General features: G+C 69.7%; 20 protein-coding genes. 10 read left to right on the top strand and 10 right to left on the bottom strand.

What is annotated here, in order from left to right; genetic code table 11:
- Positions 1-9 precede the first annotated feature (9 nt).
- The 9 genes from D9V41_RS06265 to D9V41_RS06305 all read left to right on the top strand — a co-directional run bounded on the left by D9V41_RS06265 (position 10) and on the right by D9V41_RS06305 (position 7,840).
- Complete coding sequence (locus D9V41_RS06265; protein WP_121793670.1) at positions 10-837, top strand: phosphonate ABC transporter ATP-binding protein; 828 nt, start codon at positions 10-12, stop codon at positions 835-837.
- Positions 834-1,694, top strand: a complete 861-nt coding sequence (phnE, locus tag D9V41_RS06270) for a phosphonate ABC transporter, permease protein PhnE (protein WP_121793671.1) — start codon at positions 834-836, stop codon at positions 1,692-1,694. The genes D9V41_RS06265 and phnE overlap by 4 nt, the downstream gene beginning before the upstream one ends.
- A complete protein-coding gene (locus D9V41_RS06275) occupies positions 1,691-2,470 on the top strand; it encodes a tyrosine-protein phosphatase (protein ID WP_166375936.1) in 780 nt (259 codons plus the stop codon). Before phnE ends, D9V41_RS06275 begins: the two co-directional genes overlap by 4 nt.
- Complete coding sequence (locus D9V41_RS06280; RefSeq protein ID WP_166375937.1) at positions 2,467-3,087, top strand: TetR/AcrR family transcriptional regulator; 621 nt, start codon at positions 2,467-2,469, stop codon at positions 3,085-3,087. The genes D9V41_RS06275 and D9V41_RS06280 overlap by 4 nt, the downstream gene beginning before the upstream one ends.
- Before the next feature lie 135 nt (positions 3,088-3,222).
- A complete protein-coding gene (locus tag D9V41_RS06285) occupies positions 3,223-4,218 on the top strand; it encodes a siderophore ABC transporter substrate-binding protein (RefSeq protein WP_121793672.1) in 996 nt (331 codons plus the stop codon).
- 14 nt (positions 4,219-4,232) lie between these two features.
- Positions 4,233-5,219 carry an ABC transporter permease gene (locus D9V41_RS06290; RefSeq protein ID WP_121793673.1) on the top strand — a complete coding sequence of 329 codons (987 nt, stop codon included), beginning with the start codon at positions 4,233-4,235 and terminating at the stop codon, positions 5,217-5,219.
- 70 nt (positions 5,220-5,289) lie between these two features.
- On the top strand, positions 5,290-6,234 hold the full coding sequence (locus D9V41_RS06295) for an iron chelate uptake ABC transporter family permease subunit (protein ID WP_208006761.1): 945 nt from the start codon (positions 5,290-5,292) through the stop codon (positions 6,232-6,234).
- Entirely contained in the window at positions 6,231-6,989 is a 759-nt protein-coding gene (locus D9V41_RS06300; protein ID WP_121793675.1) for an iron ABC transporter ATP-binding protein, read from the top strand. The genes D9V41_RS06295 and D9V41_RS06300 overlap by 4 nt, the downstream gene beginning before the upstream one ends.
- 23 nt (positions 6,990-7,012) lie before the next feature.
- A complete protein-coding gene (locus D9V41_RS06305) occupies positions 7,013-7,840 on the top strand; it encodes an NAD-dependent epimerase/dehydratase family protein (RefSeq protein WP_121793676.1) in 828 nt (275 codons plus the stop codon).
- Here D9V41_RS06305 and D9V41_RS06310 read toward each other — a convergent pair.
- The 8 genes from D9V41_RS06310 to D9V41_RS06345 all read right to left on the bottom strand — a co-directional run bounded on the left by D9V41_RS06310 (position 7,818) and on the right by D9V41_RS06345 (position 15,195).
- Positions 7,818-9,029, bottom strand: a complete 1,212-nt coding sequence (locus tag D9V41_RS06310; protein WP_121793677.1) for an alpha/beta hydrolase — start codon at positions 9,027-9,029, stop codon at positions 7,818-7,820. The two genes, D9V41_RS06305 and D9V41_RS06310, sit on opposite strands and share 23 nt — an antisense overlap.
- Before the next feature lie 57 nt (positions 9,030-9,086).
- A complete protein-coding gene (locus tag D9V41_RS06315) occupies positions 9,087-9,950 on the bottom strand; it encodes a type II secretion system F family protein (RefSeq protein ID WP_121793678.1) in 864 nt (287 codons plus the stop codon).
- 10 nt (positions 9,951-9,960) lie between these two features.
- Positions 9,961-10,893: a type II secretion system F family protein gene (locus tag D9V41_RS06320; protein WP_121793679.1), complete on the bottom strand. Its 933-nt coding sequence runs from the start codon at positions 10,891-10,893 to the stop codon at positions 9,961-9,963.
- A 4-nt stretch (positions 10,894-10,897) separates the two neighbouring features.
- Positions 10,898-12,280 (bottom strand): TadA family conjugal transfer-associated ATPase, encoded by a 1,383-nt coding sequence (locus D9V41_RS06325; protein WP_121793680.1) that lies wholly within the window; start codon positions 12,278-12,280, stop codon positions 10,898-10,900.
- A complete protein-coding gene (locus D9V41_RS06330) occupies positions 12,277-13,479 on the bottom strand; it encodes a CpaE/TadZ family protein (protein WP_121793681.1) in 1,203 nt (400 codons plus the stop codon). Before D9V41_RS06330 ends, D9V41_RS06325 begins: the two co-directional genes overlap by 4 nt.
- Positions 13,476-14,141, bottom strand: coding sequence for a Flp pilus assembly protein CpaB (gene cpaB / locus D9V41_RS06335; protein WP_121793682.1), 666 nt, complete (start codon positions 14,139-14,141; stop codon positions 13,476-13,478). Before cpaB ends, D9V41_RS06330 begins: the two co-directional genes overlap by 4 nt.
- 44 nt (positions 14,142-14,185) lie before the next feature.
- On the bottom strand, positions 14,186-14,410 hold the full coding sequence (locus D9V41_RS06340) for a Flp family type IVb pilin (RefSeq protein ID WP_121793683.1): 225 nt from the start codon (positions 14,408-14,410) through the stop codon (positions 14,186-14,188).
- Between the two features lie 176 nt (positions 14,411-14,586).
- On the bottom strand, positions 14,587-15,195 hold the full coding sequence (locus D9V41_RS06345) for a vitamin K epoxide reductase family protein (RefSeq protein WP_121793684.1): 609 nt from the start codon (positions 15,193-15,195) through the stop codon (positions 14,587-14,589).
- 134 nt (positions 15,196-15,329) lie between these two features.
- On the opposite strand from D9V41_RS06345, the gene D9V41_RS06350 reads away from it, so the two are divergent.
- Positions 15,330-16,856: a flavin-containing monooxygenase gene (locus tag D9V41_RS06350; protein ID WP_121793685.1), complete on the top strand. Its 1,527-nt coding sequence runs from the start codon at positions 15,330-15,332 to the stop codon at positions 16,854-16,856.
- On the opposite strand, the gene D9V41_RS06355 is transcribed toward D9V41_RS06350, so the two are convergent.
- Both D9V41_RS06355 and D9V41_RS06360 read right to left on the bottom strand, forming a co-directional pair.
- A complete protein-coding gene (locus D9V41_RS06355; RefSeq protein ID WP_121793686.1) occupies positions 16,793-17,587 on the bottom strand; it encodes a DNA-formamidopyrimidine glycosylase family protein in 795 nt (264 codons plus the stop codon). The two genes, D9V41_RS06350 and D9V41_RS06355, sit on opposite strands and share 64 nt — an antisense overlap.
- The gene (locus tag D9V41_RS06360) at positions 17,580-22,118 is read right to left on the bottom strand and encodes an ATP-dependent helicase (RefSeq protein ID WP_121793687.1); all 4,539 of its coding nucleotides are present in this window, start codon (positions 22,116-22,118) and stop codon (positions 17,580-17,582) included. Before D9V41_RS06360 ends, D9V41_RS06355 begins: the two co-directional genes overlap by 8 nt.
- Positions 22,119-22,162 lie beyond the last annotated feature (44 nt).

A 22,162-nucleotide genomic window follows, 5' to 3' on the forward strand; every position in this document is an offset into this window, starting at 1 on the left:
GAACGAAAGATGAGTGTCGTCGCCAATCCGGCACCCACCGGCACGGCTTCGCCCGTGGCGGCACCGCGGGACGAGGACGCGCACGTGCGGATTCGTGATCTGCGGGTGCGGTACGCGCCCGATGCGCCGCTCGTGCTCGATGGGGTGGATCTGGACATCCACCGCGGTGAGATGGTGGCACTGCTCGGCGCCTCCGGGTCGGGAAAGTCCACCCTGATGAAGAGCCTCACCGGATTCGCGCCGATCACCTCCGGCACCGTCCGCGCCGGTGACGTCGACGTCGCGGGTCTGCGTCCGCGGGAGCTGCGCGCACTGCGCGCTCAGGTCGGTCAGGTCTTCCAGCAGTTCAATCTCATCGGGCGACTCTCGGTCCTGACCAACGTGCTCACCGGCTCGCTGCACCACGCCGGTCCGGTCAACCTCCTCGGCACCTTCCGCGCCGGAGAGCGGCGCCGGGCCCTGGAGCTGCTCGACCGGGTGGGGATCGGGCACAAGGCGAACGAGGAGGCGCGCTCCCTCTCCGGCGGCCAGCAGCAACGGGTGGCGATCGCCCGCGCGCTCATGCAGAACCCGCGGCTCATCCTCGCCGATGAGCCGGTCGCCTCGCTCGACCCCAAGATGAGCCGCGTCGTGCTGCAGCTTCTGCGGTCGATCGCGCGCGAAGAAGGGATCCCGGTGCTGGTGAGCCTGCACGTGCTCCCGCTCGCGCTCGAACACTCTGATCGCATCGTCGGGCTGCGGCACGGAAGAACGCTGGTCGAAGGCCGCACGGCGGAACTCGACGCCTCGTCGCTCGCCCCGGTCTACGACATCGAGGACGAGGAGGACGAGGGATGACGACCGTCAAGGACGGTGCCCCGGTCGGTCAGTCATCGCGAGCCGACGCCACCGCGACGCAGCTCGACCCGCGTGAGCGCGAGCGGCTCGAACGGGCGTTCAGCGTGCCCCGCTCGCGGTTCCTGCTCGGCGTCGGCGCTGCCGTCGCCCTGTTCATCTGGTCGGCGAACGGCGCGCAGTTCGACTTCCTGAAGCTGGGGGAGGGCGCATCGCACATGGGCGAGTTCCTCACCCGGCTGTTCCCGCCGGACTTCTCGAAGTTCGGGCTCATCGTCGAACTGCTGATCGAGACGCTGCAGATGGCGATCGTCGGCACGGCGCTCGGCGCGATCCTCTCGCTGATCATGGCCTTCGGCGCCGCGAGCACCATCGCACCGCGCTGGCTGTACTACCCGTGCCGTTGGACGATGAACGTCATCCGCTCGCTTCCCGACCTCGTCATCGCGCTGATGTTCGTCTCCGCGGTGGGCCTGGGGCCGTTCGCGGGCATCCTGGCCATGACCGTCGGATCGATCGGATCGATCGGCAAAGTCTTCGCCGAGGCGATGGAAGCCGTGGACCGCGGGCCGATCGTCGCGATGGAGGCCGTTGGTGCCTCGAAGCGCCAGGTGATCCAGTACGGCATCGTGCCCCAAGCGCTGCCGATGCTGACGAGCTACACCTTGTTGCTGTTCGAGGGCAACGTGCGCGGGGCGACCATCCTCGGCCTCGTGGGGGCCGGAGGCATCGGCCTCGAACTCACGACCGCCATGAACCGCTACGAGTACGGGCACCTGTGCGCCATGGTCATCTGCATCGTCGTGCTCGTCACGATCATCGACCAGGCCAGTGCCATCATCCGAAGGAAGATCACATGACACTCATCGACGCCGCTCCCGAGCTGACGCTGTCGCCGCCGGCGAACCTGCGTGACCTGGGTGGGATCGCCATCCCCGGTGGCGCGGTGCGCGCGGGTTTCGCACTGCGCGCCGACGACCTCTCCCTGGCCGATCCGGCGTCGGCCCAACGGTTGGTCGACGACGGTCTGACGGCGATCATCGATCTGCGGTCGGCCGACGAGGTCGCCGTCACCGGACGTGGTCCGCTGGGCCGGCAGCAGGTGTCCTACCACCACGTGCCGTTCCTGGCGAGCATCGGCGCGGCGGCGCGGACCGCGGGCGACTCCGCGGCGATGCTGGACCAATCGACGTTCGAGCCGATGTACATCCGGATGTTCGAGAGCGCGGCTCCGCAGATCGTGACGGCGCTGTCGATCATCGCGTACGCGCCCGGCGCCACGGCCTTCCACTGCGCGGCCGGGCAGGACCGTACGGGCGTCCTGGCGGCATCGCTGCTGCTGACATTGGGAGCGCACGACGACGAGATCGTCGCCGACTACGTCGCGACCGGGGACAACAGCGACGCGATCGTCGGGCGCACCCGACAGGTGATCGCCCCGATCATGGACCGTCTGGGCCTCGACCTGGATTGGGCCGCTCGCGCCGCCGTACGCCAGGAGTTCTCACCGCGACCGATGCGCGGGCTGCTCGACCACCTGACGGCGACCTATGGCGATCCGCTCCGGCCCTTGCGTGCCGCCGGCCTGACCGACGACCTGGTGCAGCGCCTGCGCGGCCGCGCCCTGGGCGCATGACGTCGATGCTCGGCGCGAAGCGGGACGCGCCTGGCCGCCCGCGGACCGAGGGCCACGACGAACGGATCCTCGAGGCGGTGCTCGGACTGATCGACCGTGACGAGCCGGTGACGGTGAATGCCGTTGTGGAGGCGAGCGGGGTCTCTCGCGCGGCGCTCTATCGGCGATGGCCGCGAATGACGGACTTGATCGCCGCGGCCCTCGATCGCGGGCGCGCGAACATCACGCTCGACCTTTCGGGAGACGTCAAGGAGGCGATCGTCGCGGTCATGTTCGGCGACCTCGCCGCTGTCCGCGGTGTGGGGTACAGCGAACGCCGCTTTCGCACGCGGCTCGCGCTGGTGATGGCCAACCCGGAGCTGCAACGCGCGTACTGGACGTCGCACGTGCGTCGGCGCCGGGAGGCGATGGTCGAGGCGCTGCGGACGGCGGTGGACCGAGGGATGTTGCGCGACGACCTTGATCTGGAGTCCTGCATCGATGCCATCAACGGCGTCTTCTATTATCAGTCGGTCGTCCGGGGGTGCAGCTTCGACGATCCGGAGGCGATTCGCCGGTGTCGGGAGGCGTTCGAGGTGATCTGGCGGGGGATGGAGCGCGGGCACCCGGCAAGGTGAGATGGATCACGACGCTCCGGCGGACGCCGCCCTTGCCAGGTAAGGCTCTCCTTTGTAAGGATCTCCTAAGCGGCGCAGCGGCTGGCACCTTCCAGCCCCGCGCTGTCGTTCTGTTACGACCTGAGGAGAACCTTGATGTCTGTCCCCGTTCGCCGTCTCACGGCCTCTCTCGGCGCCGGTGCGCTCGCTCTCGTCCTCGCGGCCTGCGGTGGCGGCGCTTCGGGCGGGGATGAGGACGCGTCGGCCGCCTCGACCGAGACGGTCACGATCGAGGACAACCACGGCAGCGTCGAGGTGCCCGTCAACCCCGAGCGTGTCGTCGCGCTGGACAATCACGTCTTCGAGACGCTGTCGGAGTGGGACGTCCCGCTCGTTGCGGCACCGAAGGCGATCATGGGCAAGGGCCTGTGGCCCGAGTACACCGAGGACGACGAGATCCTCGACGTGGGGTCGCACCGCGAGCCCAACCTGGAGTCGATCGTGGCCGCCGAGCCGGACCTGATCATCGGTGGCTACCGCTTCAGTGACTCCTACGACGAGATCAAGGCGCAGAACCCGGACGCCGTCGTCATCGAGATCGAGCCGCGGCAGGGCGAGGACCATGCCTCCGAACTCAAGCGTCAGGTGGAGATCCTCGGCGAGATCTTCGGTCGCGAGGACGACGCCGAGGAGATCATCGCCGAGTACGACGACGCCGTGTCGGCGGCCAAGGAGGCGTACAACGGCGAGGACACCGTCGTCGGGCTCATCACCTCCGGTGGCGAGATCAGCTACAGCGCGCCGGTCACCGGCCGCAGCATCGGCGTCCTCTACCCGACGCTGGAGTTGGTTCCCGCGATCGAGCAGCAGGCCGACGACGTTTCGCACGGTGACGACATCAGCGTCGAGGCCATCGCCGCGGCCAATCCCGACTGGATCGTCGTGCTCGACCGCGACGGCGCCGGTGTCGGCGAAGGGGAGTACCGCCCGGCCGAGGAGTTGATCAGCGGCTCTCAGGCGCTCGCGTCCGTGACCGCGGTGACCGAGGACCAGGTCGTCTACCTCGACCCGAACTTCTACCTCACCGAGGACATCCAGGCGTACACGTCGCTGTACGAGCAGATCGCCGAAGCGTTCTCCGCGTCCGCCTGAGCGACGACCCCTTCGTGGTGACGACCTCACCCGCCGCCGCCACCAGCTCGACGAGCTGGTGGCGGCGGTCCGGTGGACTCTCGACGCTCGCCGTGATCACGGCGAGCCTTGTCGTGCTCTCGCTGTTCGTCGGGGTCTACGACCTCGGCGCCGAGGGCGGCGGCGAGATGTTCCAGATCACCCGCGTACCGCGCACCATCGCGTTGGTGCTCGCCGGCAGCGCCATGGCGGTGAGCGGTCAGGTGTTGCAGCAGCTCACCCAGAACCGCTTCGTGGAGCCGACCACGACCGGAACGAGCGAGTGGGCGGCGCTCGGGCTGTTGATCTCGGTGATCCTCCTGCCGTCGGCCGGTCTCACCGAGCGCATGATCATCGCGAGCGTCTCGGCGTTCGTCGGGACGATGGTCTTCATGGCGATCCTGCGGCGGGTACAGCTGCGGACGACGCTGATCGTCCCGATCGTGGGGATCATGCTGGGCGCCGTCGTCAGTGCCCTGACGACGCTGATCGCCATCTCCACCAACTACCTGCAGATGCTCGGAACGTGGTTCATGGGCAGCTTCACCAGCGTGGTGCGCGGACAGTACGAGGTGCTGTGGGTGGTCGCGGCCGTCTGCGTTGCGATCTTCCTGCTGGCCGACCGCCTGACGGTCGCCGGTCTGGGCAAGGACGTGTCGACGAACGTCGGCCTCAACTACGAGCGGGTACTGCTCGTCGGCACGTTGATGGTCTCGGTCGCCACCGGCGTCACCACCGTGGTCGTGGGGTTCTTGCCCTTCATCGGGCTCATCGTGCCGAACGTCGTCTCGCTGCTGCGCGGCGACGACCTGCGCTCCAACCTGCCGTGGGTGTGCTTGGGAGGAGTGGCCATCGTGACCGCGAGCGATCTGATCGGCCGCACGATCCGGATGCCGTTCGAGGTGCCCGCCTCGGTGATCCTCGGCGTCCTCGGCGCCGCCGGCTTCATCGCCCTCGTCCTGCGATTGCGGCGCCATGGCTGACGTGAGCGTACGTGCCTCGGCACCATCGTCCGAGGAGACCTCGCGGGTGCGGTCGAGCTACCGTGCCCGTTTGATCGGCATCAGCGTCCTCGCCATCCTGGCGGCGGTCGCCATCCTGTTCTACGGCAACCCGGCCCCCGCCGGCAGCCGGGGCTACTGGACGATCGTCGAATCGCGGATGGTGTCGGTCGGCACGATCCTCATCGTGGCCTTCTGTCACGGCGTCGGCACCGTGGTGTTCCACGCCGTGACCAACAACCGGATCCTCACGCCCTCGATCCTCGGGTTCGACGCGCTCTACCGGGTGATCCAGACCGGGCTCGTCTTCTTCTTCGGCGCGGGAGCGGTGGCAGCCAGCGACGGCCTCCTCAAAGTCGTGGTGCAGAGCGTCCTCATGGTCGCGTTCGCGACGCTGCTCTACGGATGGCTGTTCTCCGGGACGCACGCGAGCCTGCACGTCCTGCTGCTCGTGGGCGTCGTACTCGGCATGGGATTCAGTTCGCTGTCGACGTTCATGCAGCGACTCCTCACACCCAGCGAGTTCGACATCCTCACGGCCCGACTGTTCGGCCACATCAGCGTCTCCAACGTGGCGTACCTGCCGTGGGGCGCCCTCGTCTGCGTCATCGTCGGCGCGATCCTGTGGCGCCGTCGGCACGTCCTCGACGTCGTGTCGCTGGGCCGCGAGACGGCCATCAGCCTGGGCGTCGCTTACCGGCGCGAAGTCGTCATCGCCCTCGTCCTGGTCGCGGTGCTCATCTCGGTCTCGACCTCGCTCGTCGGGCCGATGACGTTCCTCGGGTTCGTCGTGGCGTTGCTCACCTACCAGATCGTCGGCTCCAGCGAGCACACCCGCACGCTGCCGATGGCCGCCGCCGTGGGCGCCTCGACGCTGCTGATCGCCTACTTCATCCTGCGTCACCTGTTCTACGCGGCCGGTCTCATCAACGTCATCATCGAACTGGTCGGTGGCCTGGTGTTCCTCGGCTACCTCCTGCGGAAGGGTCTGCGATGATCACCGTCTCGAACCTCACGAAGCGCTACGGCAGCGTGCACGCCCTGGGGCCGGTCGACCTCGAGATCCCGCGCGGCGGGGTGACCGCGCTCATCGGCCCCAACGGGGCCGGAAAGTCCACGATGCTGACGATCATCGGGCGGCTGCTGTCCGGCGATTCTGGCCGGGTCGAGGTCGGAGACCTCGACGTCGTCACCGCGGACTCGCGCGAGCTCGCCAAGAAGCTCGCGATCTTGCGCCAGGAGAACCACTTCGTCGCGCGACTGACGGTCCGCCAGCTCGTGGGCCTGGGGCGGTTCCCGCACTCGCGGGGACGGATGCGCCCCGACGACGTCGAGGCGGTCGACCTGGCCCTGGAGTTCCTGGACCTGACGCCCCTGCAGGATCGCTTCCTCGACGAGCTGTCCGGCGGGCAGCGCCAGCGCGCCTATGTCGCCATGGTGCTCGCCCAGCAGACCGACTACGTCCTGCTCGACGAGCCGCTGAACAATCTCGACATGCGGCACGCCGTGACGATGATGCGCCAACTGCGACGCGCGGCCGACGAGCTCGGGCGGACCGTCGTGGTGGTGGTGCACGACGTGAACTTCGCGGCGGCCTACGCTGACCTGGTGGTCGCGATGGTCGACGGCCGGATCGCCCACGTCGGTCCGGCGCGGGAGGTCATCACGCCGTACGTGTTGACCGAGGTCTTCGGCACTCCGGTCGACGTGATCGAGCACCGCGACCGCCCGGTTGCCGTGTACTACCACTGATGACGACGAGACGAGAGACGACGATGACCGCTGTGATCGCCGGATGCGGTGACCTCGGGACGCGGGTCGGCCTGCAGCTCGCCGCGGCCGGCCATCGCGTCGTCGGCCTGCGCCGCAACGCCGCCGTACTGCCTGCGCAGATCGAAGGCCGGTCGATCGACCTCGCCGTCGAGCGGCCGGACCTTCCCGGGGACACCGACCTCGTGGTCGTCGCGACGGCAGCAGGTGAACGGTCCGTGGAGGGGTATCGGCGGGCCTACGTCGACGCCTTGTCCCACGTGCTCGACGCGGTCGACGTGCTCGGCTCGGCGCCACGGGTGGTGCTGGTCTCGTCGACCGGTGTCTACGCCGTCGGCGACGGCTCCTGGGTCGACGAACACACCCCGGCCTCAGCGGCGGCGGGAACGGCGGCGGTCCTCGTCGAGGCCGAGCACCTGCTGCGCCGCCGGTCGCCCGAGGCGGTCGCGCTGCGGCTCGGCGGCATCTACGGCCCCGGCCGAGACCGGTTGCTGCGCCAGGTGGAGGCCGGGGACCGGCTGGCCAACGCGGGTCGCTATCTGAATCTCATCCATGTCGACGACGCGGCGTCCGCCATCGTGCATCTGCTGCTCCAGGTCGCTGCGCCCGCTCCGGTGTACCTCGGCGTCGACGGGATTCCCGCCACCCGCGCTGAGATCGCGGAGTTCATCGCCGGCGAGCTCGGCACCGTCCCGCCCCCGCACGACGTCGAGACGGCCGCGTTGAGCGGCAAGCGATGCCGCGGCGACCTGCTGCGCTCCACCGGATTCGACTTCGCCTATCCGAGCTACCGCGATGGCTACCGCGCGCTCATTCGCGCACGTGCGCGTTGAGCCACTGCACCACGACCGCTCGGGTCGTCCGCGTGCCCCACGTGGCGGTGCCGCCGAAGTCGCCGGCGCCGTGCTCGCTCGCCGGTAGCGGCACATAGCGGGTGGGGATCTCGAGCTGGCGGATCTCCCGGACGAAGCGCTCGGCGGGTCCGGGCAGCACCAGATGGTCGCGGGTGCCCTGGACGACGAGCGTGGGTGGCGACGACGGGCTCGCATGGGTGAGCGGGTGGGTGAAGGCGTAGCGCTCGGGGTACTCCTGCGGGGAACCGCCGATGTACCCGGCGCTGAGCCGCCGGCCGAACACCGTGCGCGTATCGGTCAGGTCGACTGCCGGGTAGCTGCCGAGGACGGCGCGCACGTGCGGCAGCTCGTCGGCGCTCCCGCACGAGGGATCGAGATCGCCCGAGCTCGCCAGGTACCCGGCGTTGTACGCGAGGTTGCCTCCGGCGGACTGCCCGAAGAGGGCCACACGCCGAGCATCCAACGCGTATTCGCCTGCGTGCCGGGTGACCCAGGTCAGGGCGCACCCGACGTCGTTCACGGCCAGGTCCCAGGTGGGCCGGCCCGGTCGGGCGAGCCGGTACTGGACGTCGACGACGGCGTAGCCGCGGTCGGCGAGATAGCGGTGATACGGGGAAGGCCCCTTGTCCCCGCCGTCGAAGCCTCCGCCGTGCACGAACACCACGACCGGGTGCGGCCCGTCGGCGCCGGGCAGATACAGGTCGGCGCGCAGTTCTTCGTCGTTCAGTTCGCTCACCGTGACGGTCGCATCCGGTCCCTCGAGGTTCGACATGAAGGGGACGGTGGGGGCGAAGGGCCATACTCCGGCTCCCTCGTCGGCCGCCGCGGTGACCAAGGTGCCCGCGGTGGCAGCGGAGGCGAGGAGCGCGACAGCGGCCCCCAGCGTCAGTACCCGCCGAGCCGCCGAGGCGGCGGCCCGGACCGCGCGGACCGCCAGTACCAGCGCGAGGATCGCGAGGAGCACGAGCCAGATTCCCAGCTCGTCGCGCCCGACCCCGAGGACGATGATCGCGTACTGCAGCCACGGAACGTCGAGCGCGGGACCCCACCAGTGGGGAGGGAGGAGCGCGATCAGCTGAGTCGCGAGAATCACGAGGGTGAGGACGCCGGCGACGACGGCCGCGACGCGGCGGGTCGATCGCCGCGGCGGAGTGCCGGTCGAGCGCATCGCGGTCCTTCTCTCGTCGTCCGACGGGCCAGGCGGCACGTTACCGGGGTCGGGTTCCTATCGCAGGTGGAAGGCGGCGACGATCGGCGGCCCGAGGATGACGACGAAGAGGACCGGGAGGATGCAGAACACCAGCGGCAGCAGGATCTTCACGGGAACCTGCTGTGCCCTGGTCTCGGCTCGTGCGCGGCGTGAGATCCGCATCTCGCGGGCTTGCGTGCGGACCACCGTCGCGAGGGAGACCCCGAAATCCTCGGCCTGGATGACGGCCTTGCAGAAGCCGCGCAGCTCCTCGACCGTGGTGCGCTCGGCCAGGGCGAGGTAGGCCTCGCGGCGCGACCAACCGAGCGCCATGTCCTGCAGGAGGCGCCGGATCTCGTCGGGCAGCGGGCCGGAGTTGGTCTGCGCGACACGGGCCAGTGCGGCCTCGAACCCGACACCGGCCTCGATCGAGATCACCACCTGGTCGAGCAGGTCGGGTAGTTCGCGTTGGATCTGCTCCTGGCGCTTGATCGCCCGGTTGTAGAGGAGCAGGTCGGGGACCACGTAGCCGAGTGCGGCGATGCCGAGGCCGGCGACGACGAGCAACAGGCCGTCGGTCCGGCTGATGACGACCAGGGCGAACAACCCGCCGGCGGCGAGGCCGAGCGGTTTGGCGACGATGAGCCGGTTCAGCGTCCACCCCTCGGGATGTCCGGCGAGCAGGAGGTGACGGCGCAGCCGCTGTCGAGTCCGCGGCGGTGCGAGCCAGCGTGCCCAGGTCGGCGGAGCGAGGTTGGGGGAGGGGCGGGCGGCACCGTCGCCAGGAGTCAGCCTTCGCACCCGCCGACGCACCGTCGCGTCGGGAAGGGCGAGCAGTCCGAGCGCGACGGCGCAGGCGAGGAGCGAGCCGGTGAGCAGCAGGACGGCGATCAGCAGCATGGCGGCGGCCTCAGAACTCGACCTTGACGACCGAGCGCATCCAGAGGCCGCCGGCGGCGTAGCCGATCGCGCTCAGGAGCAGCAGGAGCTTGCCGATGAGCGTCGCGGTGAACGCCTGCATGAGGTCCGGGCTCGCCACGAGGTAGTACGCGCCGAGCAGCAGCGGAAGCACCATGAGGATGAGCGCCGAGAGCCGCCCTTCCGCCGACAGCGACCGCACGTGCTGTCGCAGATGCGCTCGTTCGCGGATGGTCTCGGCCACCTGATCGAGGATCTCGTTGAGGTTGCCGCCGGTCTCGCGTTGGCTGCCGACGGCTCCGGCGACCCAGGCGAAGTCCGGGTAGTCCATCCGCACGGCGATGTCGTCGAGCGCCTCGACGAGATCGCGGCCGAGCCGGTGCTCGTTCACCGCCCGCGCCATCTCCGTGGACATCGGTTCTTCCGACTCGCGAGCGACGACGTCGAGCGAGCGCGCGAAGCTGTGGCCGGCGCGCAGCGAGGCTGCCATCATCTGCAGCGCGGCCGGGAGCTGGTCGGCGAAGCGGCGACGCTGTCGTGCCACGCGGGCGCTGACGAGGACCTTGACCAGGACGGGCGTGGCGAGGGCGAGGAACGCGCCCGCCACCGGGCCGCTGAACACGAGCCCCAGCGCGCCGAGGGCGAGCGTCGCAGCACCGACGGCGACGATGAGTTGAGCCACACTGAGCGAGATGCCGGCGAGACGCAGCTCCTCCGCGCTGAACGGGCGCCAGCCGCGCTGGACGACGTGCGAGTCGACCTGATCCACGAGGGTGTGGGAGACCTTCGTGACGACGCCCGATCGTGCCCGCAGCCCGTACCGCTGGAGGCGGTCCCGCGGCACGGCGCCGCCGGGAGTGAGGCGGAAGGCCACGGCGAGGACGGCGAGGGCCGCCCCGAGGAGGACGGTTCCGAGCGCGAGCATCCGCTCACCGTCCCGGGAGCCCGAGTACGGTGGCCGCGTCGAAGCGGACGCCGAGCTCAGCGAACCGCTCGACGAAACGTGGGCGCAGCCCGGTCGGTCGGGCTTCTCCGCGGAACCGTCCGTGCTGGTCCACGCCCGCGGCGAAGTCGAAGGTGAACAGGTCCTGCAGGACGACGGTGTCGTTCTCGACGCCGAGGACCTCGGTGACATGCGTGACGCGCCGGCTCCCATCGCGCAACCGGCTCAAGTGCACGATGACGTCCACGGCCGAGGCGGCCTGTTCTCGAATGGCGCGCAACGGAAGTTCCATCCCGGCCATCAGCACGAGCGTCTCGAGCCGCGCCATCGCGTCGCGCGGCGAGTTGGCGTGCAGCGTGGAGAGCGAACCGTCGTGGCCCGTGTTCATCGCCTGCAGCATGTCGAGCGCCTCGCCCCCGCGGCACTCGCCGACCACGATCCGGTCGGGGCGCATGCGCAGCGCGTTGCGCACGAGGTCGCGGATGGTGACCTCACCCGAGCCCTCGATGTTGGGTGGGCGGCTCTCCATTCGCACCACATGCGGCTGCTGAAGGTTGAGTTCGACCGCGTCCTCGATCGTCACGATGCGTTCGTCGCGCGCGATGAACCCCGACAAGACGTTGAGCAGCGTGGTCTTGCCCGATCCCGTACCGCCGCTGACCAGGATGTTGAGCCGGGCCTGCACACACGCGTTCAGCAGCGGTGCGAGGGCGGGCGTGAGGGTGCCGAAGCCGACCAGGTCGGAGACGGTGAGCGGCCGGCGAGAGAACTTGCGGATGGTGAGCGAGCAGCCGTCGACGGTGAGCGGCGGGATCACGGCGTTGACGCGAGAGCCATCGGACAAGCGGGCATCGACGAGCGGTGACGACTCGTCGATGCGGCGGCCCACGCGGCCGACGATGCGCTCGATGACCCGGCGGAGATGGTTCTCGGATCCGAACCGTGCGGAGGACAACGTGAGCTTCCCGTGGCGCTCGACGTAGACCTGGTCGTACCGGTTGACCATGATCTCGCTGATCGACTCGTCGTCGAGCAGCCGCTGGAGCGGACCGAGGCCGATCGCATCGTCCTCCACATCGCGCAGGAGTCGCGCGCTCTCCTCGGCCGACAGCAGCGACTGTTGCGCCGCGATGACGTCGGAGATCTCGTCGCGGACGAGGCGATGCAGCTGTGCCTCGGTCAGCGAGGGGTCGGTGAGCCGCGATCCGAGGCGGGCGAAGAGCTCCTCCGTCGCTTGCTGTTTGAGCTCACGGAACGCGTCAGCGACCGGCGCGGCCTCGGCGTCGCGGTCGGGGACCGGTGCGTCCTGCCGGTGGGCCTGTTCCTGACGGGTGTCGCGGAGGGCGTCGAGCCGCTCGCTGATCCTCATGCCACCTCCAGCCGTCGGTGCGATCCCTTGTCGCCCTCGGGGCCGGTTCCGCGGGCGACGCGCTCGGCGAGGAGCTCGATGCCCTTGACGAACGGGCCGCGCTTCCTGGTCAACACGAGCGGGACACCGCGATTGGTGGCCGCCGGAACGTCCTTCGTCCGTGCGATCACGACGTCGACCGGTGCCTGCACGAGCCCCTCGACGTCCTTGATCTTCAAGCCGGTCGTCTTGTCGGCGAGGTTCACGACGGTGTGGCGAACCGGGGGCAGCAGGTTGAGGTCGGCCAGCAGTTCGAGCTCCTTGCGGACGCTGCGAAGGCACGGGAGGTCGAGCGTCGAGACGACGACGGCTTCGTCGGCGGTCTCCAGCACCGACAAGGTCGCCTCGTCCACTCCGGCCGCCGTGTCCACGACGACGTACGTGAACTGCGAGGCCAGCTGCCGCAAGAGCCGCGCCACCTGTTCGCCCGTGACCTGGTCCGTCGCGGCCGGCGAATCCGCGCCGCAGAGCACGAAGGTGTGGGAGGCCGGATGCAGTGTCAGATGCGTCTTGAGCAGCAGGTTGTCGAGCTGATCGGTGGCGAAGACGTGCTCGACGGTGTGATGCGGCGCGAGGTCGAGCACCGTGGCGATGTCACCGAACTGCAGGTCCAGGTCGACGAGGACCACGTCCATCGGGGCCCGGCGGGCCAGGGTGAGGGCGAGGCTAGCCGCGATGCTGGTCTTGCCGACGCCACCCTTCGGCGACACCACGGCGATGATCTGGCTTCCCCTGTCCTCGGGCGGAGCCGGGTGCGACACACCCAGGAACGGCTCCTCGTCCTCGCGCCGGGCCGCGAGGCGGTCGCGGATCGCGGCCAAGAACGCCGCGTCGTCGAGGGACGGGGCGACTTCGCGAATGCCGACGCGCATGGCGTCGACGATGATCTCCTTCTCCGTCGGCGCGACGAGCATGAGCTGGATGTCCGGCCGAGCCGTATGGACTTCGGTGGCCAGCGCCAGGGAGCGTTCGCGCGGGAGGGTCGCGGCGAAGACGATGACCTCGGGCAGCATATGCGGGTTGAGTCCGCGGAGCAGGCTCGTGTGCGGCGGGATGAGGCCGTCGGCCTCCAGTCCGACACAGCGATGACCGATGGTGCGGCCGATGCGGGCCGCGGTCTCGTCGTCGGCGCCGACGAGCAGGGCGTACTGGTTGATCACGGCGCGATGTCTCCCTCGGTGATCGTGCGTCCCCCCTCGACGTCGGTCGACTCGTTCTGCTTGGTGAGCCACACCGTGCCGAACTCCATCGCATGGATGATCTTCTCGGCCTGCTCGGTCGTGACGGCGGCGGTCACCGTGGACGAGCCGCCGTCCGCCGGAGTGATGGACAGGACGAGCACGCGGTTGGCGAGGTTCGCGGTGACCTGCCGGCCGTGATAGCTCGCCATGATGCCGATCGTGTCGCCGGCGAGTACCTCGCCGGAGACCGCGCGATGCGGCTCGAGCGGGAACGCGATCGCCTGGAGCCCCTCGGGCAGCGACGTCCCTCCCTCGACCTGCTCCGTCGACGTGAACTTCTCTGCAGTGAGCTGGTCGCCGGGCACGAGCGCCGCGCTCGTCACCTGACCGGCGACGTCCTCGAGCGAGGTCAACGCTCCCTCGACGAGCGCCGCGCGGGGGATCTGGTCGAGTTCGACATGGTCGGCCAACTCGGCCGCCGGCGTCTTCGCCTCGACCGGTGCGGTGAGCCGCAGCACCTCGACGGTCTCGGTGCCCGCGAGGGCGCGCTCGTCGGCGCCACGGGCGTACGCCACGACGGCGGCGATCCCGAGCACGGCCAGCACGACGGCGACCCCGATCGCTGCGATCTGTCGGTTCACGAAGACGTCCCTCCCAAGACCGTCGACGTCAGTGGATTGACGTTTCAGCTACCAGCGCTGGCGCTCGGGCTGGGATTGGCGTTACCGACCTCGTTGCTGACGGTCCCAAACAGATCCGTGAGCTCGTCGCCGAGCAACGTGACGGCTGCGATGATCGCGACGGCGATGAGCGCGACGATGAGCCCGTACTCGACCGCGGTCGCGCCGCGCTCCCCACGGCGCGCGGTGAGTGATGAGAACCAGGCGTTGAGCGTTGCGTGAACCTGCATGATGACCCTCCCAGATGCAACAGCTGATCACTGATGTGACCTGCGTGAATCGATCCTAGAGATCACGAATGGGATGTTTATCCCAAATGGCGGGCCATTTGTGTAGCGACGCGGGCCATTTTCTGTGGTGCTTCGGGACTATCGATCCCGGATGGGCGAGGGCGTGTGCTACACGCTCAGGCCCAGAGGGTGTCGCCGAAGACGAAGAAGATCGTCGCGGCGACGGCGATGTACCACAGCGCGATGATGAGGGCGGACCAGTTGCGCAGAAAGCGGCCGGGCACGTTGCGCGCGGTGACGAGCACGAAGATGGGGATCATGACCGCCCACACGACCATGCAGTACGGGCAGAGCCGGCCGATGGTGAAGATGCTCTGATACTGCAGCCACGTCACGAAGGCGATGCCGAAGACGGTGCCGGCTTGCAGACCGCCCCACACCCAGCCCGGCAACCGCAGGCCGCTGGCGAGCAGCACGCCCAGCGTCGCCACGACGGCGAAACCGGCGATGCCCATGAGCGGGTTGGGGAAGCCGAAGGCCTCCGCCTGCTCCGAGGCGATCACGCCGCTGCAGCTGACGAACGCGTTGAGGTCGCAGCCGAGCGCGACCTGCTCGCCGGCCGCTTCGGCCTCGAGGAGGTTGATCTTGTCGATCGTCAGGATCGTGGAGGCGAGTACGCCGATGCCACCGGCGATCGCGAGGAAGAGTCCCAGTCCGCGGTGCTGCTCACCCGGCTCGCCGTCCGAAACGTCGTCGAGCGCGGCGGCCTCGGCTGCTGTCGTCATGGAGTCATCCTAGGTCGCCTACGGTGGTGGTGGGCCAATTCACGTCCGGTTTCGGATACTGCGAGTATCTGTTAACGTGACACTGCCGATGTCATATACGGAGAGCAGCGTCGGTGGATCGGAGATCGAGGCACATGAGCACAGATCACGTGGACGTCCTGATCGTCGGGGCGGGGTTGTCGGGCATCGGCGCCGCCTATCGGCTGCAGGAGATGAGCCCGGGTAAGACCTACGCCGTCCTCGAACAGCGCGAGCAGATGGGTGGCACCTGGGACCTGTTCCGTTACCCCGGGGTGCGCTCGGACTCGGACATGTACACGCTGAGTTACCCCTTCCGGCCGTGGACGAATGAGAAGGCGATCGCCGACGGCGACGACATCCGCCAGTACATCGTCGACACCGCACGTGAGGCGGGCATCGCCGAGCGCATCCGCTACGGCCGCCGGGTCGAGTCCGCCTCCTGGGCCAGTGACGATGCGCTCTGGACCGTGACGTCGCGGCTCGGCGACGGATCGACCGAGACGATCACGACGTCCTTCCTGTACCTGTGCAGCGGCTACTACAGCTACGACGAGGGCTACACGCCGCCGTTCCCCGGCATCGATGACTACGAAGGCCGCGTCGTGCATCCGCAGTTCTGGCCCGAGGACCTCGACTACGCGGGCAAGAACGTGGTCATCATCGGTTCGGGCGCCACGGCCATCACCCTGCTGCCGTCGATGGCTCGCGACGCCGCCAAGGTGACGATGCTGCAGCGTTCGCCCACCTACATCCTGTCCCAGCCCGGGAAGGACCCCGTCGCCAACGTCGCGCGGCGCCTGCTTCCCCAGCAGCTCGTCCACAAGGCCACGCGCCTGCGGTACGCGGTGATGACCGTCGGCTTCTACGTCTTCTGCCGGACCTTCCCCAGACTCGCTCGCCGTATCCTGTTGGGCCTCGCGCAGCGACAGGCCCCGGAGCTCGATGCCAAGCATCTGACGCCGTACTACAAGCCGTGGGACCAGCGACTGTGCGTCGTGCCCGGCGGCGACCTGTGGCGCGTCGTTCGCGACGGCAAGGCGGACATCGTCACCGACCACATCGAGGAGTTCACCCCCAAGGGCATCGCGCTGAAGTCCGGCGAGCACCTCGACGCCGACATCGTGGTGACGGCGACCGGGCTGCAGCTCGTCGCCCTCGGACAGATCGACGTTTCGGTCGACGGCCGCAGCATCGACCCGCATGAGCTCTACACCTACAAGGGCCTCATGTTCAGCGGTCTGCCGAACCTCGCGTGGTGCGTGGGCTACACGAACGCCTCGTGGACGCTGCGTGCGGACCTCACCTGGAAGTACGTCGCTCGCTACCTCAACCACCTCGACGAGCACGGTTACGCCTACGGCATGCCCGACCCCGCGGGCGCCAGCGGAGACCCCGCGCCGATCCTGGACCTGGAGTCCAACTACATCAAGCGCGTCGAGGACCGCCTCCCGTTGCAGGGCTCGCGGCGCCCGTGGACGATCCGGCAGAACTGGTTCCTCGACGCCTGGGACGCCCGCACGACCGACCTGGACGAGGAGATGATCTGGGTCCGTCGCTCCGAGCTCCCGGGCTCCGGTCAGGTCTGGCAGCGCGAGCACCAGAACGTGACCCGCTCGCGGGTGGGATCGTCACCGAGCTGACCTTGCCCGATGGCGGTACCGCAGCGGTGGCACGGCCGACCGGCGCGGCCGTAGACCCAACGCTGGTCGTCGCCGCCACGACGGACTCGCGATTCCACGCCGAAGGACCTGTCGACCTGCCGCGCGTTGGCGGACAGTAGGCGCTGACCGAGCCCGATGAGCTCGACCACGTCGGGAACCTCGCCGACCGGACGCGTGGGGGAGAGCCCGCGGAGGAACAGCAGCTCGTTGACGTACTCGTTGCCGAAACCGGCGACATTGCGCTGGTCCAGCAGCGCGAGGAAGATCGGCCGATCGCGATCGCGGCGGACGAGGTCGGCGGCGAGTGCCGCATCGAAGTCGGGTGCGAGCAGGTCCGGCCCGAGGTGCCCGATGACGTCGGCTTCACGCTCGCGCGGTAGTACCTCCAGGACGCCGAGGGAGAAACCGACGGCCTGCCAATGATCATTCTCGAGCACCGCCCGAGCGCTGTGGCCCGGACGCCGCCAGCGCGGTCGGGGACGTCGGTACAGGTGCCAGGCGCCTTCCATCTTCAGATGCGAGTGCACCGTGAACGCCTCGGTCCGCATGAGCAGATGCTTGCCGCGGCTGACCACCTCCTCGACCCGGTGACCCACGAGGTCGACCGTTGCGTAGCGGGGAACCCGAAAGTCCGTGCGCGTGAGCTCGGTGCCGGCGAACGCCTCGTGCAGATGATGGGCGGTACGCCAGACGGTGTCGCCCTCAGGCATCGAGCCGCAGACCCTTCAGATGGGCCTCGAAGCCGGCCGCGGCCAGGGCCTTGCCGACCGGCGTGTCCGCGACGGGTTGCCCGTCGGCGGTGTGGATCGTCAGGCGGCCGAGCCGAAGGGCGCGGGCGGTGCGGACGAAACCCTCGGCGGCGACATCGAGCCGGGCGGGGTCGTCGCTGAAGGTCAGCAGCGTCTTGCCGCCTCGCTCCAGATACAGCACGAGGTGGCCGTCGTGGAGCACGACGAGCGCACCGGCCTTGCGGCCGGGACGGTGTCCGCCGGAATTGCGGTCGAGCCAGGGCAGCGCGGCGCCGTAGGGGTTCGCCGGATCGGTGGCGGCGAGGACGACAGGCGGGTCCGAGGACGGCGCGTCGTCGTCGCGAACGTGCGCCCGCAACCGATCGATCGCCCCCTTGGCGGCGAACTGCGCCCCGCCGAGGCCGTCGACGAAGTACCCGCGCAGGGCCGAACCGGAACTCTCCATCTCGCGCAGGACCCGGTACATGGCGGCGAAACCTCCCGGCGGACTCTCGACCGCGACGGCTCCCTTGGTCACGACGCCGTGGCGGTGCAATGCGAGCTCGGTGCGCACCAGCTGGGCGGCCGTGGAGCCGTCGGGGGCGTCGAGCGCGAACCAGCGTCCGGAAGCGACCGGGGGCAGGACGGGCCGGGTGGGCCGTCGGGTACCGCGATGGAGGCGGGCCCTGGGCGGTGTGCGGCGCGTGCGATGAGCGCCGCCGCCACGAATGCGGGCGCGCACCGGAGCGAACGTGTCGTTGGAGACGTGACCGGACCACACGAGGTCCCAGAGGGCGTCGACGATCTCCTCGGTCTCGCCACCGTTCTCCACCAGATGGAGCAGCTGACTGAACAGGAACGCTCCCGAGCCCTGCATCGCCTCGAGGAGCGCCGCGGCGGGGGACCCGGGGGCGGGCGGCTCCCCACGGTGCAGGCCGTCGAGGTCGCCCGGCGTCAACAGGACCCAGCCGTCATTGCCGGCCAGCGTTCCGGCGCCCGTCCAGCTGACCTCGCCGGCCGCGAGAAGCTCGTCGAGCATGGCCGGCTGGTAGTCCGCCACCCGGGAGGGAAGAATCAGCGACTCCCAGGCGGAGGCAGGTAGGGGCACTCCGGCGAGTTGATCGACCGCGGTGAGGACGGCGTCCAGACCGCGCTGACGCCCCCCGACGTGTTGCCACTGTGGGAGAAAACGGGCGAACGTCAGCGCGTCGACGGGCTCGACCTGCTGGCGGGCCGCCGCGAGCGAACGGGCCCGGAGCTTGCGCAGGACGCCCGCGTCGATCCACTCGTCGCGGCCGGCTGCCGAGGGGTGGAACTCGCCGTGGACGACTCGGCGTTGCTCGGCCAAGCGTGCCAGAGCGGCACCGACGACCGCCGTGCCCAGCCCGTAACGCGAGGCGACGTCGTCGGTCGTGAAGGGCCCGTGGGATCGCGCGTACCGAGCGACGAGATCGGTGAGCGGATCGCCGACGCCCTCCAGATGCGCGGCGGCGATGCCCATCGGCAGCGCCGTACCGAGGGCGTCGCGAAGTCGCGCGGCATCCTCGACCGCCGCCCACCGCACGGTTCCCGCGACGGGGACTTCGATCGCGCGCCGCTGCTCGCGCAGTCCGGACAGCCATCCGGCGACCTCGGTGCGATGCTCCGGCGCCGTGCGGGCGACGACCTCGTCGGCGTCCAGCGGTCCGATGAGGCGCAGTAGGTCGGCGACGTGCTCGAGCGACCGCGCCGCCCGCTCGGGGGTCAGCCGCTGGAGTTCGCGCTCGGTCGTCTCGACGACTTCTGGGTCGAGCAGTTCGCGAAGGTCCGTGCGCCCGAGCAGTTCGGCGAGCAGCTCCGGGTCGAGAGTGAGGGCGGCTGCCCGGCGTTCGGCGAGCGGCAGGTCGCCGTCGTAGAGGAACGCGCCGACGTACCCGAACAGCTGGGTCTGTGCGAACGGCGACGCGACGTCGGTGGTGACCTCCAGCAGCCCGATCTCGCGTCCGGCGAGGCGCCGGGCGAGATCCTGCAGCGCGGGGAGATCGTAGACGTCCTGCAGCACCTCGCGTGCCGTCTCGAGCAGGATCGGGAAGGTCGGGAACTGCCGCGCGACGTCGAGCAGTTGGGCCGAGCGTTGGCGCTGCTGCCACAACGGCGCGCGCGAGCCGGGATTACGGCGGGGGAGAAGGAGCGCGCGCGCCGCGCACTCGCGGAACCGCGAGGAGAACAGGGCCGACCCACCGACCTCGTGGGTGACGATCTCCTCGAGTTCGTCCGGATCGAAGACGAACAGGTCGGCTCCGGGCGGCTCGTTGTCGGTGTCGGGGATACGGGCGACGATGCCGTCGTCGCCGGCCACGACCGACCCGTCGACGCCGTAACGCTCCAGAATCCGAGCACCGACCGCCAGCGCCCAGGGTGCGTGGACCGCGCGTCCGTACGGTGACAGCAGCACGACCCGCCAGTCGCCCAGCTCGTCGCGGAACCGCTCGAGCACGAGGGTCTGGTCGGTCGGCAGGTGGCCGGTCGCGGCTCGCTGGTCGGCCACCAGGGCGCTGAGGTTGGCGAGCGCATGGTCGTCGAGGCCGATGTCGGCGGGCGGGGGCGACTGTTCGAGTTCGCGCAGGAACTGTCCGATCGCCCGCCCGAGTTCGTAGGGGCGGCCGACCGCGTCGCCGCGCCAGAACGGGAGCCTGGCCGGCATGCCGTAGGCGGGGACGACGATGACCCGGTCGTGGGTGATCTCTTGGATGCGCCAGCTCGTGGCCCCGAGCGCGATGACGTCGTCGACACGTGACTCGTAGACCATCTCCTCGTCCAGTTCGCCGACCTTGCGCCCGCCGGCCTCGTCCTCGCCGGCCAGGACCACGGCGAACATCCCGCGGTCGGGAATCGTGCCGCCGCTGGTGACGGCGAGACGTTGAGAGCCGGGCCGGCCGGTCAGCGTGCCGGCGTCGCGGTCCCACACCAGGCGCGGCCGCAGTTCGCCGAACTCGTCGGACGGATAGCGGCCCGAGACGAGATCGAGCGTGGCGTCGAAGGCGGACCGGGGCAGGCCGGCGAACGGCGCGCTGCGACGGACGGTGTCGAACCATTCCTCGACGTCGAGGGGCTCGAGGGCGGCGGCGGCGATGGTCTGCTGGGCGAGGATGTCGAGCGGGTTGGCCGGGACGCGCAACTGCTCGATGTCGCCCGAGCGCATGCGCAAGGCGGTGACCGCGGCCGCGACGAGGTCGTGCCGGTTGGTGGGGAACATGACGCCCTGGGACAGTTCGCCGACCTGGTGGCCCGCCCGGCCGACCCGCTGGAGTCCGGCGGCGACCGACGGAGGTGAGGCCACTTGGATCACGAGGTCGACCGCACCCATGTCGATACCGAGTTCCAGGCTCGAGGTGGCGACGACGCAGCGCAGCCGGCCCGACTTGAGGTCGTCCTCGATGATCGCCCGCTGCTCCTTGCTGACCGAACCGTGGTGGGCGCGCGCGAGCGTCGGCGCAGCTCCGTCGGACTGGCCGGACAGGCCGCCCATCTGCGCCGGCTGCCGCGTGGCGGGCTGGAGTCGCTGCCCCTCAAGGCGCTCGACGTACGCCTCGTTGAGGCGAGCGGTGAGCCGTTCGGCCACGCCGCGGGAGTTGGCGAACACGATCGTCGAACGAGCCTGAAGGACGCGGTCGACGATGGACTCCTCGACGTGCGGCCAGATGGTGCCGCCGGACTCACGGTCGCCGTCGGGATCGTGCACGGGCTGTGCGGCCGATCCCTCCGGCGGTCCTCGGCGGGGTTCGCGGGGGCCGAGCTGGGTCATGTCCGGCACGGGGACGACGATTCGCAGGTCCATGCGTGCCGGAGACGAGGGCGCGACGACATCGACGGGGGACTGCCCGCCGAGGAACCGGGCCACCTCGTCGTGCGGACGCACTGTCGCACTCAGGCCGATGCGCTGCGCCGGGCGGTCGAGGAGGGCGTCGAGGCGTTCGAGCGACAACGCCAGGTGTGCGCCGCGTTTGGTGCCGGCTACGGCGTGGATCTCGTCGAGGATGACGGTGTCGACGGTGCGCAGCGTCTCGCGCACGGACGACGTCAGCATGAGGAACAGCGACTCGGGCGTGGTGATGAGGATGTCCGGCGGATGCGCCTGCAGGCGTCGGCGCTCGGCCGGGGGCGTGTCGCCCGATCGGACCCCGACGGAGACCTCGCGGAAGGCGGCTCCCTCGCGGACGGCCACGTTGGAGATGCCGATCAGGGGTGATCGCAGATTGCGTTCGACGTCGACGGCCAGCGCCTTGAGGGGGGAGACGTAGAGGACGCGGACGCCCGGGGTGTCGTCTTCGCGTGGCCGCAGGAGGCGATCGATCGCCGACAGGAAGGCCGCGAGCGTCTTGCCCGAGCCGGTGGGGGCGACCACGAGGGTGTGGCGCTGGTCGGCCACCGACTGCCAGGCCCCGATCTGCGCCGGTGTGGGCGCGGCGAACGACTCGGTGAACCAGGCGCGGGTCGCCGCGGTGAAGTCCACGGTCTCCGGCAGGCTCGACATGATTCCATGGTGGCAGGCGATACCGACACGGGCTCCCGGTCGCG

It is taken from the genome of Aeromicrobium phragmitis (assembly GCF_003674095.1).
Taxonomy (GTDB): domain Bacteria; phylum Actinomycetota; class Actinomycetes; order Propionibacteriales; family Nocardioidaceae; genus Aeromicrobium; species Aeromicrobium phragmitis.

Bases quoted from the DNA above. Each gene is read 5' to 3' on its own strand.
- D9V41_RS06310 (WP_121793677.1), bottom strand. From the start codon at position 9,029: ATGCGCTCGACCGGCACTCCGCCGCGGCGATCGACCCGCCGCGTCGCG.
- D9V41_RS06305 (WP_121793676.1), top strand. From the start codon at position 7,013: ATGACCGCTGTGATCGCCGGATGCGGTGACCTCGGGACGCGGGTCGGC.
- D9V41_RS06275 (WP_166375936.1), top strand. From the start codon at position 1,691: ATGACACTCATCGACGCCGCTCCCGAGCTGACGCTGTCGCCGCCGGCG.
- D9V41_RS06315 (WP_121793678.1), bottom strand. From the start codon at position 9,950: ATGCTGCTGATCGCCGTCCTGCTGCTCACCGGCTCGCTCCTCGCCTGC.
- D9V41_RS06285 (WP_121793672.1), top strand. From the start codon at position 3,223: ATGTCTGTCCCCGTTCGCCGTCTCACGGCCTCTCTCGGCGCCGGTGCG.
- D9V41_RS06320 (WP_121793679.1), bottom strand. From the start codon at position 10,893: ATGCTCGCGCTCGGAACCGTCCTCCTCGGGGCGGCCCTCGCCGTCCTC.
- D9V41_RS06340 (WP_121793683.1), bottom strand. From the start codon at position 14,410: ATGCAGGTTCACGCAACGCTCAACGCCTGGTTCTCATCACTCACCGCG.
- D9V41_RS06325 (WP_121793680.1), bottom strand. From the start codon at position 12,280: ATGAGGATCAGCGAGCGGCTCGACGCCCTCCGCGACACCCGTCAGGAA.
- phnE (WP_121793671.1), top strand. From the start codon at position 834: ATGACGACCGTCAAGGACGGTGCCCCGGTCGGTCAGTCATCGCGAGCC.
- D9V41_RS06345 (WP_121793684.1), bottom strand. From the start codon at position 15,195: ATGACGACAGCAGCCGAGGCCGCCGCGCTCGACGACGTTTCGGACGGC.
- D9V41_RS06355 (WP_121793686.1), bottom strand. From the start codon at position 17,587: ATGCCTGAGGGCGACACCGTCTGGCGTACCGCCCATCATCTGCACGAG.
- D9V41_RS06280 (WP_166375937.1), top strand. From the start codon at position 2,467: ATGACGTCGATGCTCGGCGCGAAGCGGGACGCGCCTGGCCGCCCGCGG.
- D9V41_RS06300 (WP_121793675.1), top strand. From the start codon at position 6,231: ATGATCACCGTCTCGAACCTCACGAAGCGCTACGGCAGCGTGCACGCC.
- D9V41_RS06265 (WP_121793670.1), top strand. From the start codon at position 10: ATGAGTGTCGTCGCCAATCCGGCACCCACCGGCACGGCTTCGCCCGTG.
- D9V41_RS06350 (WP_121793685.1), top strand. From the start codon at position 15,330: ATGAGCACAGATCACGTGGACGTCCTGATCGTCGGGGCGGGGTTGTCG.
- D9V41_RS06360 (WP_121793687.1), bottom strand. From the start codon at position 22,118: ATGTCGAGCCTGCCGGAGACCGTGGACTTCACCGCGGCGACCCGCGCC.